This is a genomic window from Lacinutrix sp. MedPE-SW (assembly GCF_001874145.1).
Classification (GTDB): domain Bacteria; phylum Bacteroidota; class Bacteroidia; order Flavobacteriales; family Flavobacteriaceae; genus Lacinutrix.
Genome location: NZ_MPCX01000001.1, coordinates 60,277 through 77,974, shown reverse-complemented (window position 1 = coordinate 77,974; position 17,698 = coordinate 60,277). Strand labels below are relative to the sequence as shown.

The 17,698-nt window shown below is 29.9% G+C and carries 16 protein-coding genes; 2 read left to right on the top strand and 14 right to left on the bottom strand.

The window, feature by feature from the left end; all coding sequences use genetic code 11:
- Positions 1–16: 16 nt before the first annotated feature.
- The 11 genes from BM549_RS00335 to BM549_RS00285 form a co-directional block, all read right to left on the bottom strand.
- Positions 17–2,980, bottom strand: coding sequence for a glycoside hydrolase family 3 N-terminal domain-containing protein (locus BM549_RS00335; RefSeq protein ID WP_290468427.1), 2,964 nt, complete (start codon positions 2,978–2,980; stop codon positions 17–19).
- Positions 2,981–3,108: 128 nt separating this feature from the next.
- The gene (gene serB, locus BM549_RS00330; RefSeq protein ID WP_290468426.1) at positions 3,109–4,332 is read right to left on the bottom strand and encodes a phosphoserine phosphatase SerB; all 1,224 of its coding nucleotides are present in this window, start codon (positions 4,330–4,332) and stop codon (positions 3,109–3,111) included.
- A 41-nt stretch (positions 4,333–4,373) separates the two neighbouring features.
- Positions 4,374–4,859 carry an ABC transporter ATPase gene (locus BM549_RS00325; protein ID WP_290468425.1) on the bottom strand — a complete coding sequence of 162 codons (486 nt, stop codon included), beginning with the start codon at positions 4,857–4,859 and terminating at the stop codon, positions 4,374–4,376.
- A 31-nt stretch (positions 4,860–4,890) separates the two neighbouring features.
- A complete protein-coding gene (locus BM549_RS00320) occupies positions 4,891–6,402 on the bottom strand; it encodes a PH domain-containing protein (protein WP_290468424.1) in 1,512 nt (503 codons plus the stop codon).
- Positions 6,389–6,904, bottom strand: a complete 516-nt coding sequence (locus BM549_RS00315; protein ID WP_290468423.1) for a PH domain-containing protein — start codon at positions 6,902–6,904, stop codon at positions 6,389–6,391. Before BM549_RS00315 ends, BM549_RS00320 begins: the two co-directional genes overlap by 14 nt.
- A 4-nt stretch (positions 6,905–6,908) precedes the next feature.
- On the bottom strand, positions 6,909–7,103 hold the full coding sequence (locus BM549_RS00310; protein ID WP_013871195.1) for a hypothetical protein: 195 nt from the start codon (positions 7,101–7,103) through the stop codon (positions 6,909–6,911).
- A gap of 20 nt (positions 7,104–7,123) precedes the next feature.
- A complete protein-coding gene (locus BM549_RS00305) occupies positions 7,124–7,915 on the bottom strand; it encodes a (Fe-S)-binding protein (RefSeq protein ID WP_290468422.1) in 792 nt (263 codons plus the stop codon).
- Between the two features lie 21 nt (positions 7,916–7,936).
- The gene (locus tag BM549_RS00300) at positions 7,937–8,275 is read right to left on the bottom strand and encodes a hypothetical protein (protein WP_290468421.1); all 339 of its coding nucleotides are present in this window, start codon (positions 8,273–8,275) and stop codon (positions 7,937–7,939) included.
- On the bottom strand, positions 8,268–9,581 hold the full coding sequence (locus tag BM549_RS00295; RefSeq protein ID WP_290468420.1) for a (Fe-S)-binding protein: 1,314 nt from the start codon (positions 9,579–9,581) through the stop codon (positions 8,268–8,270). Before BM549_RS00295 ends, BM549_RS00300 begins: the two co-directional genes overlap by 8 nt.
- Before the next feature lie 14 nt (positions 9,582–9,595).
- Positions 9,596–10,534 carry an MlaD family protein gene (locus tag BM549_RS00290; RefSeq protein WP_290468419.1) on the bottom strand — a complete coding sequence of 313 codons (939 nt, stop codon included), beginning with the start codon at positions 10,532–10,534 and terminating at the stop codon, positions 9,596–9,598.
- A gap of 56 nt (positions 10,535–10,590) precedes the next feature.
- Entirely contained in the window at positions 10,591–11,778 is a 1,188-nt protein-coding gene (locus BM549_RS00285; protein ID WP_290468418.1) for an N-acetylmuramoyl-L-alanine amidase, read from the bottom strand.
- 17 nt (positions 11,779–11,795) lie between these two features.
- Between BM549_RS00285 and BM549_RS00280 the strand changes: the two genes are divergently transcribed.
- Positions 11,796–14,570 carry a putative LPS assembly protein LptD gene (locus tag BM549_RS00280; RefSeq protein WP_290468417.1) on the top strand — a complete coding sequence of 925 codons (2,775 nt, stop codon included), beginning with the start codon at positions 11,796–11,798 and terminating at the stop codon, positions 14,568–14,570.
- Positions 14,571–14,613: 43 nt separating this feature from the next.
- Positions 14,614–14,997, top strand: a complete 384-nt coding sequence (locus tag BM549_RS00275) for a RidA family protein (protein WP_290468416.1) — start codon at positions 14,614–14,616, stop codon at positions 14,995–14,997.
- A gap of 77 nt (positions 14,998–15,074) precedes the next feature.
- On the opposite strand, the gene BM549_RS00270 is transcribed toward BM549_RS00275, so the two are convergent.
- The 3 genes from BM549_RS00270 to gap form a co-directional block, all read right to left on the bottom strand.
- Positions 15,075–15,584 (bottom strand): DUF3124 domain-containing protein, encoded by a 510-nt coding sequence (locus tag BM549_RS00270; RefSeq protein WP_290468415.1) that lies wholly within the window; start codon positions 15,582–15,584, stop codon positions 15,075–15,077.
- Between the two features lie 90 nt (positions 15,585–15,674).
- Positions 15,675–16,538, bottom strand: a complete 864-nt coding sequence (locus tag BM549_RS00265) for an N-acetylglucosamine kinase (RefSeq protein WP_290468414.1) — start codon at positions 16,536–16,538, stop codon at positions 15,675–15,677.
- 135 nt (positions 16,539–16,673) lie between these two features.
- On the bottom strand, positions 16,674–17,675 hold the full coding sequence (gene gap, locus BM549_RS00260; protein WP_290468413.1) for a type I glyceraldehyde-3-phosphate dehydrogenase: 1,002 nt from the start codon (positions 17,673–17,675) through the stop codon (positions 16,674–16,676).
- Positions 17,676–17,698: the final 23 nt, after the last annotated feature.

The window sequence follows — 17,698 nt, the reverse complement described above, 5'->3', positions numbered from 1 at the left end:
TTACAGTAATTACATATTATTTTATAATTGCATTATAAATAGCTTCTTGAATATTGGTTCTAATATTTTCACGAAGTAACATATTTTTTCCTTTAGATGTTGGGTATGTTCTATTTGCCATAAAAACATATACTAACTCTTCATCTGGGTCTGCCCATGTGTATGTGCCTGTAAATCCTGAATGACCAAAACTAGCCATTGAAACACAGCCACAGGTTGGTCCTGATTCTCCTAATTGAGGCTTATCGAAACCTATACCTCTTCTTACACTTTTGTGACAATAATGGCAGGTGTTAAACTTATCTATAGTTTCTGGTTTTAAATAACGTACACCACCATAATATCCTTTTTGCAGAAACATTTGCATTATTTTGGCAATATCATTCGCGTTACTAAAAACTCCTGCATGACCACCAACTCCATCTTGCATAGCAGCGCCCATATCATGAACGTAACCTTGTATTTTTTGAAAACGGAAATAATCATCTTCTTCAGACGGAACAATTTTTGTGTTACTTACTGTTTTGTAAGGATTATAAATGGTGTAGTTTGCTCCTAAAGATTTATAAAAATGCTCTTGTGTTAACTCATCTAAAGGCTTGTTGTAATGACTTTCTATGTATTGTTTTAAAATATAATAAGGTAAATCGCTATAGCGGTAACGTAAACGTGACAGTAATTCTGTTTCTTCAATTATTTTAGGAATAGAATCTTTATAATCTTTTCTCATCCACATATTATTAGCCACTTTAATACTGTATTTCTCAGATTTTGTTTTACGGTAATATTTCGCTTGTGGTTTTTTAGTAACAGAATCTAAAGTTTTATAATAGAAAGGAATCCAAGGTTTTAACTGTGCATAATGTGATAGCATTTTTTTTATAGTAACGTCCTTTTTATTATTGTTTTTGTAATTAGGAAGAATTTCTGAAAGTTTAGTATTTAAACTTACAACGCCTTGTTCTTCTAATTCCATTAACAATGGCAATGTGGCTACAATTTTTGTTAATGAAGCAATATCATAAATATCATCATCTTTTACTTTTGGAGCATCTTTACTATAGGTATGGTGACCAAAATTTTTGTTGTAAATAACTTTTCCTTTTTTTGCAACAACAATTTGTATTCCTGGTGTCATTCCTGCTTTTACTGCATGATTTGCGATAGAATCTATTTTTTCTAATTTATAAGAACTCATGCCAACACGTTCTGGAAAACTATAGCCTAAACGCTCTAAAGAATTGGTTTGTACTCCTTGTCCAACACTAAAATAAGGACCAGAAGACACTGGTAAAGTACCTTGTGCTGCTAAAGCACCAAAAATAATTTCGGCAGATGTTTCTTGCGCTATTTTACTGTTTTGATAACTAACTATAACACTTTCAATGTTTGTAATAGATTTTATATCTAATAACGCATATGGTTTAGCAAAAACATCTAAAATAACATTATTTGTTCTCGCTATTTCATAAAGCCATGTCAACTCTTTATCGCTAAACTTATAGCCTTTCCATGGGTTTTTATTCGATTTATGAAACCCTATAATTACGGTATTATAATTTTGAAGTTTTTTAATTAATTCATCTAAATGCGTTGCGGAAACTTCATGTACTTCACCATATTTTTTAAGAGCATTATAAAATGGTTCTCCATCTGCATCACCCATTTTTACATAGGCTATTTTTTTGGTATCTAAATTACGAAGCGGCAATAACTGTACAGAATCATGAGCTATGGTAATGGCTTGCTCCATTAATTTTTCATAAAGCATATCATCTTGTAAGCGGTTTAAATCGTTTACAATATTATACAATCCAATAGGCTCATAATTATTTAAACCAACTTTATATTTAGCCCGCAATACTTTTTTTACAGAATGTGCTAAACGTTCTTCGGTAAATAATCCTTTTTCAAAAGCTTTAAAAAGTTTATTGATTCCTGCTTCAACGTTCTCAGACATTAGCATTACATCATTTCCTGCTAAAAAAGCTGCTAAATCTATGTTACCAACAGTGTTTTTGGAACTGTTGCTATCTCCATCTAACTCTTCAAACTTAAAATTTGCAGCGCCTTTCATTGTTAAAGCATCTGTAAATATTAAACCTTTAAAACCTAAACGTTGTTTAAGAATGTTGGTTACAATATTTTTTGAAATAGATGATGGATAACCTGGTCTTGGTTCTAAACTAGGAATGTTTAAATGAGCAACCATGACACTAGACAATCCTTCTTTTATAAGTTTTTTATATGGATATAAATCTACTGAATCTATACGTTTTTCATCAAAAGAAACGGTTGGTAACGTTAAATGCGAATCGTCTTCTGTATCACCATGTCCTGGAAAATGTTTTGCATTAGCTAATACTCCTGCACTTTGCATGCCTTTCATGAAAGCCGCTGCTTTATCTGTTACATTATCTCTATCCTCACCAAACGAACGGTTTCCAATTATGGGGTTATTTGGGTTTGTATTAATATCTACTACAGGAGCAAAATTAAAATGGACACCTAAGCGTTTACAATGTTCTCCTAATTGTCTGCCTGTTTGCTCAATTAAATAATTATCTTTTATTGCACCAAGCGTCATATTCCATGGAAAAGAATATGTAGAATCTAAACGCATACTCAATCCCCATTCTGCATCCATACCAATTAATAAAGGTACGTTTGATGCTGCTTGTAATTCGTTATTTAATTTAGCTTGGCGCACTGGTCCACCTTTAGAATAAATAATACCACCAATTTTTTGTTCTTTTATAAGCTTAACAACTTTTGCTTTTTCGGCAGCAGATTGACTTGAAAATACTTGCACCATATATAATTGTGCAATTTTCTCTTTTGTGCTTAATGTGTTATACAAACTATCTACCCATTTGGTTTGAGCCATTACATCTTTTGCCTGTAAAGGGTTTTGAGTTTCTTGTGCAGAAATGGTTATAGTAAATAATATAGAGAGGAAAAAATAAAGTGTTTTGCGCATGTAAATTTTTCTTTTTGAATCGTTACTTAGATAACAACTAAAAACTATGCCAAATTAGTATAATTACTATACTTATTAAAGTCTTTAAGATAGATTTATGAAGAAATAATGAACAATTAAAATAATGTTTATTCTAATAAATCTATATGCCTATCGTGGTAGCCTAAAAGGTATAAAACGCCATCTAAACCAATACTTGAAATAGAACTTTGGGCATTGTCTTTTACCTTTGGTTTAGCATGGAAAGCAATACCTAATCCTGCTAAATTTAACATAGCCAAATCGTTAGCTCCATCACCAATAGCTATGGTTTGGCTAATATTTAAGCCTTCTTTTTTTGCAATTTCTTTTAGGTATTCGGCTTTTTTATTTCCATCTACAATTTCACCAAGATGATTACCGGTTAATTCTCCATTTTTAATTTCTAATTGGTTAGCATAAACGTAATCTATACCTAATTCTTTTTGAAGATATTCACCAAAATATGTAAAACCTCCAGAAAGTATTGCTGTTTTAAAACCGTAACTTTTTAAAGTATTTATTAATCGTCTTGCGCCTTTTGTAATTGGTAAGTTAACAGCAACATTTTGTAAAACGTCTTCTTTTAACCCTTTTAAAAGTTTCATACGTTTTGTAAAGCTTTCGTTAAAATCTATTTCACCTTGCATTGCAGACTCTGTAATAGCTTTAACCTCTTTACCTACTCCAGCAAGTTCTGCTAATTCATCTATAACTTCGGTTTGAATTAAGGTAGAATCCATATCAAAACATACTAAACGTCTATTTCTTCGGTAAATATTATCTTCTTGAAAAGCAATATCTACATCAAGCTCTTTAGAGACTTGCATGAATTTTTCGGTAAGTTCTTCCTTATTGTTTATTTTTCCTCTTATAGATAATTCTATTGAAGCTCTAGGATAATCGTTAGTTTTAACTAAAGATGTTCTTCCTGTTAATCGTTTTATAGCATCGATATTTAGGTTTTTATCTGAAATTATGTTTGTAACCTTAGACATTTGCTTAGCCGTAAGTCTTTCGCCTAAAATGGTAACGATATAGCGATCTTTACCTTGTAAGGTTACCCAATTTTCATAGTTTTCTAATGTAATTGGAGTAAATTTTGCCTGTATTCCTAATTCGTAAGATTTAAATAACAAATCTTTTAATACAGGTGAGGCACTTTCTCCAGATTCTATTTCAAATAAAATACCTAAAGATAAAGTATCATGAATATTTGCTTGACCAATATCTAAAACTTTGGCTCCATATTGTGCTAAAACAGCTGTTAAACTTGAGGTTAATCCTGGTTTATCTTGTCCTGAAATATTTAATAAAAAAATCTCATTAGTCATAGCGTATGGCTTAGTTTATAGTATGGGTTTTAGGTGTTTTTTTAATTTAAGAAACGGTTATGCCAGCTATCGCTAGCAGGAACTTCCCAGTTTTCGTTTAGTTCTGCAATATTGGTAACTAAATTATTAAAAACAATAGTGTTTTTAGAAACGGCTTTATCTTTTGCCATTTTTCTAAAATCTGTTAAAGATTTATAAGCAACATATTCTCCTTGTTTGTAAGACACGTTCATTTTATCCATTAAATCTACATTGTAATCTTTTTCTAATTGCTGAATAAAATGTACAGATGCATCAATACTGCAACCTGTTGCAGACTGCGAATCTTGATTAACAGCTATAATTATAAAACGCTTATATCTTATTTCGTAACCGGCTTGTAAACCTGTACCATGGGCAGTCCAATTTGCTATAAAAGTATCTAATTTTGCTTTAATTTCTTCTAATTCTGTAACAGAAAAAGAACGATTTGCTTGATATATCCAGACTCTTGACTCTTCTGGTAGTGTATTAAATTCTACTAACATAATTTTATTATTGAATTACAAAAATAACAGATTACATCCAATCTCTATCTTCAGATTCTACTTTATATAATAAGAAATTTTTAATGTCTCTTGCTATATTTAATTCTATATGTGGTATTGTAATTGCTTTTGATGCAGAATACACTTTTACCGTTGCTAATTTGCGCTTTTTTTGAAATATGGTTTGCTTTATTTTTACTGCTTGTACCTTATGTGTTTCTAAAAAACTGGTATGTGTTTCTATTAACTTTCCTGTACCTACAACTATATATTTATTGTCTATACTGTAGTATGCTTTTTTATAAGCGTATAAAGTGTTAGCTGCAAATAATATTACCAAAGGAATATTTATTAAAAACACTAATGGTGGAGCAAAAATTATAGGGATATTGATTAATAGTAATAGAAATATATTAACCATTATTTCTTTTAAAATAAAATAACGATTGGGTTTATATTTTTGTATTGATGTGTATACGCCAGAATAAAACTCATTAATTAACTCATTAATTTGAGTTTTATTTAAACCTATAATATTGAACTTTAATTGTTGCTTTTTATTAACCATTGCCTGCGTAAATGAAAGTTTATAAAGCCCAAGTGCTTTTTTAAACTTGTTTGTAGAAATGGTTGTGTTTTGGATTCTTGATGAAACTAAACCTAAGTTTATTTTATTAAACAATCCTTTAGATATTTCTAATCCATCTTTTTTACGATAGACTGTTAAATTGAAGTTTTGTACTACTGTTTTTATAAGAGAAAATAAAAAAGATGTAATTAATAATAGAATTAATAATGTAACATTAAACATTATTAATCCTAAAAGTGCTTGTTCATCTAACTCAAAGTATTCATTAAATCTTGAGGTGACTTTAAATTGCTTTATAAATTCTTTAAAATCGTTATACAGACCAAAAATAAAAGCTAAAACAAAGACTAAACTTTTTAAATGATTCTCGCTTATACCTTCTAAAAGTAATTTTTTAAAAGAGGCTTTATAGTATACATTGGTTGTTTCAACGCTTTTTTTTATATTTTCTTTCTTTTCTAAATTATCCTCTACTTTAGCACCAGATAATAACTGTTTTTTTAAAGCTTCAGCTTTTGGTTTAGATAGTGCTTTTATTTCAATTTCAGTTTTATCATCTCCTGCAGTTTCTATAGATAAGGAAACTACATTTATAAGTTGCTGAATTACATTTTGCTTGATGTAAACGTTTTGAATTTTAGATTTAGATATCGAGGTTTCTTCTTTATTAATTATACCTTGTTTTAATATAAAGTAGTCTTTATTAATATAAAACTTAAAGTTTAGGTATTTTAATATAGCAAATATGATAAAGTATAAAATAAATGCTGCTACAGAAAGTATTACTTTATAGTTGTAAATATCTAAAGCTTCACCACTTTGAAAATATTTTAAAAAAAAGGCAGCAATAACAATTATTAAACCTTTAATTACTTTATAAACGCTAACTCCAAAAAATACAATAATGCCTTTTGCAGATTGTCGAGAAGGTATATTAAAGTTATTCTCGCTCATTTAAAATATTGGTTAAAAAAGCATATTGAGAATCGGCTACTTCTTTTGGTAAGCCACTTATAGATAAGTCTCCACCAGATTCTCCAGCAGAGAAAATTTTTAATGTAGATAAACCAAATTTTCTGGCTAAAAAAGATCTTGAAATTTCTAAATGTTGTATACGGTTAAATGGTAATGTTGTTGAAGAATTATTTAAATAGCCATGAGAATATGTTATGTCTTTTTCTCTTAAAGCATACTTACGTTTTTTAAAACCTAATTTATATAAAATAAATTGTGCTAAAAAAACAATTAGAACTCCAGCTACTAGGTACCAATAAATAGAATGAAAACCTTCTTTTTTAGTAAAATACTTTACAGCACTTAAAACTGCTATTATAATACCATATAGTATTACAAGGTTTATTACTATTATGGTAAAATATTTTTTTGCTATAGGTTTTAACTCTAATGCTTCAACTTTTGGTAAAGTTTCTATATCTATTTGACTGTTTGAAAACAAATGATTATTTTTTATTGTTATTCATAAAATAAAATCCAGATACAAGTCCTTGAAATAATCCAAAAGCTACAAAATGAAAAAGGAATTTAAGAATATTAAATTCTTCATGATTATAATGATCTAAAGCCCACATAAATATGGCAAAAAACAAACCAGATATAAAACCAAATAATATTCTAGTAATTGTTTTCTTACTCATTTACTTATGTGAATTTTGACTTATAAACCTTGTGCTTGAGCAATTAACTCGGCAACATCTAACACTTGAATTTCGTTTTCTTTTTCTTTAACTTTTACGCCATCAGACATCATTGTCATACAATAAGGACAACCAGTTGCTATAATATTAGGATTTGTTTTTAAAGCATCTTCTGTACGTAACTCATTAACATCTTTGTCTCCTTTTTCTGGTTCTTTAAACATTTGAGCTCCACCAGCACCACAACATAATGCTGTAGACTTGCTTCTTTTCATTTCAATTAATGTTGCATTTAGAGTATTCAATACATCTCTAGGTGCTTCGTATTCTGAATTAGCTCTGCCTAAATAACATGGGTCATGAAATGTAATACGCTTATTATTAAAAGTGTTTGAGCTAATTTTAATTTTACCTGTATTTATAAGTTCTTTTATAAATTGAGTATGGTGTACAACATCATAGTTACCACCTAAACCTGGATATTCGTTTTTTAAGCAATTAAATGAATGAGGATCGCAGGTAACAATGCGTTTAACTTCGTAAGCGTTAAGTAATTCGATATTCATAAACGCCTGCATTTGAAACAAAAATTCGTTTCCTGCGCGTTTTGCTACATCTCCTGTAGAGCTTTCTTCGGTTCCTAAAACAGCAAAATTTACTTCAGCTTTATTTAATATTTTAACAAATGCTTTTGTTATTTTTTTTGCTCTATCGTCGTAACTTCCAGCAGAACCTACCCAGAATAAGATATCTGGTGTTTTACCTTCTGCCATCATTTCTGCCATTGTAGGCACTATTAGTTGCTCGCTCATGTTAATTGGTTATATGAGGTTTTACTTATTGTCTTTCAGTTTTGCAAAATCTTTTTTAGCAATTCGTATATAAATTGCTAATCTTTTTTTGCCTTGTTTTAATTTATTTTCTGGCAAATACTTTTCGGCATCTGCTCTATACAATGCTTCTTGACCTATACTTTCTAATTGTTTTTCGTTACAATAATCGCAAAACACTTTTTTTAACCAAATGCTATCTGCCTTACTATTGTTATATATAATTTCTGTATAAGCTTTTATTTGAAGCGAATCTTTTTTGTATGATTGACTAAACATTACATTTGAAACACATAACATTATAAATATAATTATATGGTATCTCAAGGTTTGTTTATTCATCTTTCCAGTTTAATCTATCCATTTGGTTATATGGCCATGGTGCTCCATTGTTTTCAACATTAGTCATCATGTTGTTTAACTCCATTGGTGCTGCACTTTCTTCCATAACTAAGTAACGACGCATCTCCATAATAATATTTAATGGGTCTATACTAATTGGACAAGCTTCTACACAGGCATTACAACTTGTACATGCCCATAATTCTTCTTTTGTAATATAATCATTAAGTAGTTGTTTACCATCGTCTACAAAAACACCTTTGTTAGCGTCTATATTTTTACCAACTTCTTCTAGACGATCTCTGGTATCCATCATTATTTTTCTAGGCGATAATTTTTTACCTGTTAAGTTTGCAGGACACTCGCTGGTACAGCGTCCGCACTCTGTACAAGTATATGCATTAAGTAGGTTTAACCAACTTAAATCTTGCACATCACTAGCTCCAAATTTTGCTGGTATTTCTTCCTCTTCGGTTTCTGCTGGCGCAGCAAATGGATCTGCATCTGGATCCATCATTAATTTCACTTCTTTTGTTACAGCATCATTATTATCAAATTGACCTTTTGGTGTTAATTTACCATAATATGTATTTGGAAACGCTAATAATATATGTAAGTGTTTAGAGAAATACAGGTAGTTTAAGAATACTAATATTCCTAAAATATGTAACCACCAAGCGCTACGTTCTATAATATGTAAAGTACCTTCTGATGCTCCACTAAATAATGGCGCAATAAACTGGCTAACTATATTTCCAGATGCTATATTTTGAAATGTAGTATCTGTTGCATTCATTATTAAGAATAATGCCATTAAAACCATTTCAAAATAAAGTATAAAATTACCATCGTTTTTTGGCCAGCCTTTCATTTCGGCACTCATAAAACGTCTTAATTTTATAATATTTCTACGAACCCAGAATACAACAACCGTTATAAATACTAATGCTGCAAGAATTTCAAAGCTTCCTATTAAAAAACCGTAAACAGATTCTGGTAAAATACTTAAGCCAATTCTATGTGTTCCAAAAAGGCCATCGATTATAATTTCTAAAACTTCGATATTAATAATTACAAAACCAACATATACAACAACGTGCAAAAATCCTGCTATAGGTCTTTTTACCATTTTGCTTTGTCCTAAAGCTATCATTGCCATGTTTTTCCAACGTTGAGATTTATTGTCGCTAACGTCTTTGGGTTGGCCTAATTTAATGTTTCTAATTAGTTTTTGTACATTTTTTGCAAAGTAGCCAATGCCTAAAATTAATGCTATGGCAAAAATAATGTTTGGTAAGTAGTTCATTTATATTAGTTAGTTTATTCTCTTTCGTCTTCAGGTTCTACGTATGGTTTGCTCTTTTTCCCAAATACAGATATGTTTACATAACGTTTTGGGTTAAGTTTAAAATCTTGTAGTAGTTCTTTTAATTGGTAAGAAGCTACTTCAAGATTATTATATAATTTATCGTCTTTTAATAATTTACCCATAGAACCTTCACCTTTATTTAAATCGGCAATAAGTCCATCTACACTAGCTAAAGTGTTGTCAAGATTTTTTACAGTTTGGTCTATATTAACATCTTTTAAATTATTTGACAAAATAGCTAAATCTTGACTTACTGTATTAAAATTTGTTAATACCTCGTTTAAATTCTTTTCATTTGAAGCAATTACACCATTAAATGATTTTGATAGTGTTTGAAAAGATCTTAAGGTATTGTTAAGTTCTGAAAGTGCGTTTCTAAGTCCTTTTTCTGAGTCGTCTTGAACTAAATCGTTTAAACTTAAAAGTAAAGAATCTGCTGCTTTTAAAGTACCATCAAGCTCATTACTTAAACCAGAAAAATTACTTGTTAAGCTTGAAATTAAGCCTACTTCTACTTCACTTTCTATATAATCTCCAGATTTTGCTAATTCTTTAGAATCTCCTGGAATAATAGCAATACCATTGCCTCCCATTAAACCTAATTCGTATAGTCTAATCTTACTATCTTTTGAAAATTTTAATTTTTCATCTACTTGAAAAGCAACTCTTGTTTTTCCGGTTTCAAAATCGTATTTAATTTCTGAAATTCTCCCTACATTATTACCTTTAATAGTTACTGGAGAGGATGACGTTAATCCATTATATTCAAAAGTGGTATAGAATGAATTGTCTGCTTCTAATAGATTTTCACCCTTAAGATAATTAAATCCAAAAATAAACAAAGCTATTCCTGCAATAACCAATATGGCTGTTTTTACTTCTCTTGACATGTGTAGATTATTATTTGAGTCGATAACAAAAATAGGATATTTTTATAAAGAATAGCCTATTTTGTACCCTCATTTAGCGCTTTTTCTAAACTTATTCGTTTTCCGTCTTTGTAAGCTACAATATATGCGCTTTTAAATCCTTTTTTACGAGCTTCTTTTTGAAGCAGTTGAATTTTATTTATATCTGATGAATATCCATAAAAGTATTTGTACAATTTATCTTCTTTTTCTCTTGAAACAGGATTTAATCCTTTAAAATTGTATGGCTTAGGCTCTAGTTTTTTAGATCCAGCTGCTATTTGAACTTTAAATACAGTATTATTTATAATTTTTTCTTCAGTAGAAATCTCTTCTTCTTCAATTGTTTCTGTAGGAATATCTACAATACTTATATTTAAATCTAAATTGTGTTTATACTTTAAAATTGCATTTTCAATAGATGTTGCAATATTGCTTTGGCCTTTATTTGAATTTAAATAAGCACCTTCAGTTTTATTAGTAACAAAACCTGTTTCAATTAAAACACTTGGCATATATGTGTTGTGCATTACCCATAAACTAGCTTGTTTTACACCACGACTTTTTCTTTTAGATTTATCTCTAAAATTATTTTCTATTAGCCTTGCTAGCATAATACTTTGGTCTGTATATTCTTCTTGCATAAGACTTAAACCTATAAAAGATTCTGGAGAATCTGGATCGAAACCTGCATAATGTTCTTCGTGGTTGTCCTCTAAAAATATTACTTCGTTTTCTTTTTTAGCTATTTCAAGATTTCTTTTTGTATTAGCAACACCTAAAACAAAAGTTTCTGTACCATAGGCTTGAGAATTATGTGCATTACAATGAATTGATACAAATAAATCTGCATCTGCTCTATTTGCAATTGCAGCACGTTCTCTAAGTTCTAGAAACACATCGGTTTTTCTTGTGTAAATAACTTTAATGTCTTTATTTTTTTCTAAGGCTGCTCCAACTTTTTTAACAATTTTAAGTGCAATATCACTTTCTCTATAACCGTATTGAGAATGTTTTCCAGGATCTTTTCCGCCATGACCAGCATCTAACACAACAACAAATTTTTCTTTATTTGATTGAGCGTCAACAGTTGAGGATACAGAAACTGTTAATACTATTATAAAAAATACGAAAACTGTTTTTAGTTGCGTTTGCATTATATTGTAACTCATTTTTAAAGCTTTTACTGTGGTTTTATAAATTTTTGAGAATAATAAATTAATCATAAAAAATATATGTAATTTTGGGATTTCAAAAACCGAGCCATAGTTTAGCAAAAATACATTTAAAAGCATTGCATACAAATACAAAATACATACTTTTTGCCCTAAGTTTTACAGTGTTTATCAACACTTTTTGCTTTGCTCAAGACACGCCAAATAAAAGTTTAAGTATTCCAGCAGATAAAAAAGAAGCTCCTGTACAAGTTTCTATAGACACTTTTTTAACTAAAGATGTAAACAAACCTATTGTTAAAGAAAAAGAAAACGACTCTACTCTTAATGATAGTATAACACCCAAAAAAGCAAAACTTCTTGAAGCCATAGTTTCATATAAGGCTAAGGATTATACACTTTTTAATAGAAAAGAGCAAAAAATGTACTTGTATAATGAAGCACAAGTGTTATACCAAGACATGGAACTAACTGCTGGTAGCATTGTAATAGATTATAGTACAAATAAAGTATATGCTGGTCGTTTAAAAGATTCTGCAGGTAACTACTCACAACGTCCAGTATTTAAACAAGGTACAAATGTTGTTGAGCCAGATTCTATTATATTTAATACTAAAAATCAACGTGCTTTAATATTTAATTCTAGAACCGAACAAAACGGAATGAATATTCTTGCAGAACGCTCTAAAAAAGAAAATGACTCTGTTTATTTTTTAGGTAATACGCGTTTTACAACGGCTGAAGATTTAGACGACCCTGAGTACTACTTTTTAACCGACAAATTAAAATTAGTACCAGATAAAAAAATTGTTGTTGGAGGAACACAAATGTATATTTACGATGTTCCAACACCTATATTTATACCATTTGGTTTTTTTCCGCTTACCTCTAAGCAAACTTCTGGTGTTATAATACCTAGTTTTGGAGAGCAAAATGATCGTGGTTATTTTCTTCAAAATGGAGGTTATTATTTTGCAATAAGTGATTATGTAGATTTAGCAGTATTAGGTGATTATTACACTAATGGTAGTTATGGTTTACGTTTTGAATCTAAATATAAAACACGTTATAAATTTAGTGGTAATGTAGGTTTTAGATACGAGAACTTAATAAATAGTGAACGTGGTTTTCCAGATTATTCTAAAAGAACCATTTATAATTTACGCTGGTCACACCAACAAGACACTAAATCTAATCCAAATTCTAGATTTTCTGCTTCTGTAAACCTAGGTAGTAGTAATTATTACCAACAATCTGTAAACCAAGTAAACGCAGCAAGTTTTTTAAATAACACATTAGCTTCTTCAATTTCATATTCAAAAACTTTTCAAGGAGAACCACAGGTTAATTTAAGCTTAACTGCTACACATTCTCAAAACACTCAAACCGAACAAATTAATATGACTTTACCTACATTACAAGCTAGTGTAAGTAGAATTTATCCTTTTGCGCCTAAAGTTGGATCTAAAAAAGGAGTGATACAAAATATTAATTTACAATATAATGTTCGTGGTGAAAACAGTATACAAACTACAGATTCTTTATTCTTTAAAAGTGAAATGTTTGATGACGCTAGAATTGGTATGCGCCATACAATACCATTAGCTACAAACTTTAAAGTATTTAAATATTTTAGTGTAAGTGCATCTGCTAACTATGATGAAACTTGGACTTTAAATACTATAAACCGTTTTTATGACCCAGAAGAAGAGCTAGTAGTAACTGAAGACCTAAATGGTTTTGATTCTTATAGAACCTATAATTTTGGAACAAGTATAGGTACAACAATTTATGGATTATTTAACTTTGACAAAAAAGAAGAAGGCAAAAAAATACAAGCCATTAGGCACGTTATGCGTCCATCTATAAGTTACAATATAAATCCTGCCTTCGATAAATATTATGACACCTACGAAGTTACAGATATAGACGGAAACCCAATAGAAGAAGTAGAATTTTCAAGATTTGATGGCAGTTTATACGGAGCACCAAATAAAACATACTCTAGCTCTATTGGCTTATCTCTATCAAATAATTTTGAAGCAAAAGTTCGTGATAAGGATAGTACTAAAACAGAACCTAAAAAAATTATTTTATTAAATAACTTAAACTTTTCTACATCTTATAATGTAGCTGGAGACTCTTTAAAATGGAGTCCTGTAAGGATGTCTGGTGGCACGCAATTATTTAATAATAAAATGAATGTAAATTTTGGAGCCACTTTAGACCCATACGCTTTAGATAATAATAACCGTAGAATTGACACTTACAACATTAACAATGGCGGAAGTTTATTTAGATTAACAAGCGCTAACTTAACACTTAGTTACAGTTTAAGTAGTGATGGTGGCGAGCGTGATAGTAACACCAGCCAAAGTAGTAGAAATGAAACACTACAAAGTGGTGGTCGTGATGATGATTTATTTGGGCGCTCTCAAGATTTTGCAGACCAACGTTTTAATAAAGATGATGAGGATGAAGACGAAACGCCAAGCGAACTTTATAATTATAAAATACCATGGAGCTTACGTTTAGCCTATGCTGTTAATTATGGAAACGCAGCCAGACAAAACGAGATTACATCAAACTCATTAATGTTTTCTGGAGATTTAGAAATTGCACCTAGATGGACAATTGGTGCTTCATCCGGATACGATTTTAAAAACAAAGGGTTTTCTTATACTCAATTACGTTTTGAAAGAGATTTATTAAGTTGGAGAATGAACTTTAGTTGGATTCCATTTAGTACAAGAAGCTCATGGAATTTCTTTATTGGTATAAAATCTAATTTATTAAAAGATTTAAAATACGAAAAACGTCGTCAACCAGACCAGCAATTATAATTACGTTTTCGCTTTCGCGGAAATATTAAAACACTATTTCCTTATGAAAAAAATTATTACTACAACCAAAGCTCCTGCCCCAATTGGACCATACAATCAAGCTGTTTTAAGCGGAAACACACTTTATACATCTGGACAAATAGCATTACATCCTGAAACTGGAGAACTTGTTATTGATGATATTGTAACAGAAACAAAACAAGTTATGGAAAACATGAAAGCTGTTTTAGAAGCTGCAGACATGACTTTTGAAAATGTAGTTAAAACCTCTATTTTTATAAGTGACATGAATAACTTTGCAGAAATAAACGCTGTTTATACGCTTTATTTTAACGACGAAACAGCACCTGCAAGAGAAACGGTAGAAGTTGCAAACTTACCTAAGTTTGTTAATGTAGAAATTAGTATGATAGCTATTAAAGAATAGTATAAAAGCTATATTATTTAGTAATACAATGCCTCTTATTTTTTTGAGGATTACTATTATTAAAAAAATACTAGTATTTATTCTATACGTTTTGCTTGGGTTGTAAACGACAAACCTTGTTGACCCATTGTAGAATTCATAATTCCTTCAAAAAGTGGTTCTGGTGTATTTTTAGGTTTTTTCCACTCGAAAATAAAATTAGAACCTGTACCTCCAGAAATATCAATTTCATCTATAATAATTTCGGTGGTTTCCATTGGACCTAAATATATAGGCGCATCAAAATACGTTCTTACCTTTACACCATGAGTATCATAATATTTAGCTTTAAGTATAAATATTGTATCAACATCGCTAGTGTTTCGTAAACTAACCATTGCTGTTAAATTATGTCTTTTATGCTCAGACATACTATAAATTTGTGAATACACAGACAAATATGATTTACCGTACTCTAAGGAGTCTTTTTTAGATAAATTTGCAGCACGCTTAGACCAGTTTTCTGGATTTACAGAACTTATCTCTTTCTCTTCTATACAATTAAAAACAGTAATTAATAATATTAATATAAGATATTTACCTTTCATATTCATCTTTATTTAGCACCAAATATGGTATTATTCGTTTGGTTTTCTAAATTACAAAACTTGAACAAGAAAGAGAATAAAGTATATTTATTATTTTAATTGTGCTGTATGAAATGCAACCAAACCTTCAATTGGTCTACGTTCAAAATTACCTACTTTATAATTAAATTCTTTTGCAACAATCTCTATTTCTTCTTTACAGAAAAAAGCTATAGATCCTGCAAAGTGTACAGGTACGGTTTTTAACTCTTCTTTAAATTGCATGATCATGTTTTTAGAAAACACGCGTATACCTTCTTTTATAAGCTCTTGAATGTATTTAGAATCTTTATTCAAAATCATAAACTCTGCAAAATTTGCCAAATATGCATTAGGATTTGGTTGTTTATAAAGGTTACGTTTTATAAAATCTGCTTCTAAATTATATTTATCTGCAAAAGCAACTTTTAAAGGTTCTGGCATGTGGTTAAAATAATAATCTCTAAGTAATTGTTTGCCAAAATAATTCCCAGAAGCATCATCCATAATTGTATATCCTAGAGAAAACACACGCTGGTGTAAATGCGCTCCATCATAATAACTACAATTTGAGCCAGTGCCCATAATACATACTACAGCAGCTTCATCTTTAGATGAAATTGTAGAATAAACTGCAGCCATGGTGTCTTCGTTTACTGTAACATCTGCGTTTGTAAAAAATTGCTCTAAAACACCTTTTAATAATAGTCTTGGTTTTTCGGTACCACATCCTGCACCATAAAAAAACAAATGCGTGACTTTATCACGATTTTTCTTTAATTTTTTTGTTTTTTTTATGATTTTACGTAATTTTTTTTCTTCTAAAATGGCAGGATTTAATCCTTTCGTTCTAACTTTTTCAAACAATTGGTTACCATTATTATCTACTGCAATCCAATCGCATTTTGTAGAACCACTATCAACTATTAATATCATGTTTTAAAATTATTTATTTGAAAGTAAAAAAGCACAGTTAAAATCTTTAATTAATAAGATTAAGTTCACTGTGCTTTTTTATATATAAAAATAAATTAAAGGATAATATATACTCTTTAATTTAGAGGTTTAATATTATAAGCTGTTAACTTTTTCAGCTAAATCTACTAATTTATTAGAGTATCCAAATTCATTATCGTACCAAGATACTAATTTAAAAAATGTTGGATTTAATTCAATTGCAGAGTCTGCATCAAAAACACTAGTTTTTTCTTCGCTTACAAAGTCTTGAGATACTACAGCATCTTCTGTATACCCTAAAACACCTTCCATGTCTCCACTAGCTGCTTTTTTCATTGCTGCTTTAATTTCTTCTAAAGATGTTTCTTTTTTAGTTTTTACTGTTAAATCTACTACAGACACATCTACTGTTGGAACTCTAAAAGCCATACCTGTTAATTTACCATCTAATTCTGGTATTACTTTACCTACAGCTTTAGCTGCTCCTGTAGAGGTTGGTATAATATTATTTAGTGCAGAACGCCCTAAGCGGTAATTTTTACGTGACGGTGCATCTACAGTAAATTGAGTAGAAGTTGCCGCGTGTATGGTTGTCATTAAAGCTTCTTCAATACCAAAGTTATCTTCTATAACTTTAGCTAAAGGTGCTAAACAGTTTGTTGTACAAGATGCATTAGAAACAATAGTATCTTCTGCTGTTAATTTATTATCGTTTACACCCATAACAAACATTGGTGCATCTTTACTTGGTGCAGAAATTACTACTTTTTTTGCACCACCTTCAATATGGTAGTTTGCTGTTTCTAAGGTTGTAAAAATTCCTGTACATTCTGCAACAACATCTGCTCCTGCTTCATCCCATTTTAGGTTTTTTGGATCTCTTTCTGCCGTTACTCTAATTGTTTTTCCGTCTACAACTAAGTTTCCATCTTTTACTTCTATTGTACCATCAAATCTCCCATGTACAGAATCATATTCTAATAAATAGGCTAAATGATCAACATCTAGCAAATCATTAATTGCTACTACATCTACATTATCTCTTTTTACAGTTGCTCTAAAAACGATTCGACCAATTCTACCAAATCCGTTAATTCCTAATTTTAATTTTGACATTTTTTTGTTTTGTTTATTTAAGA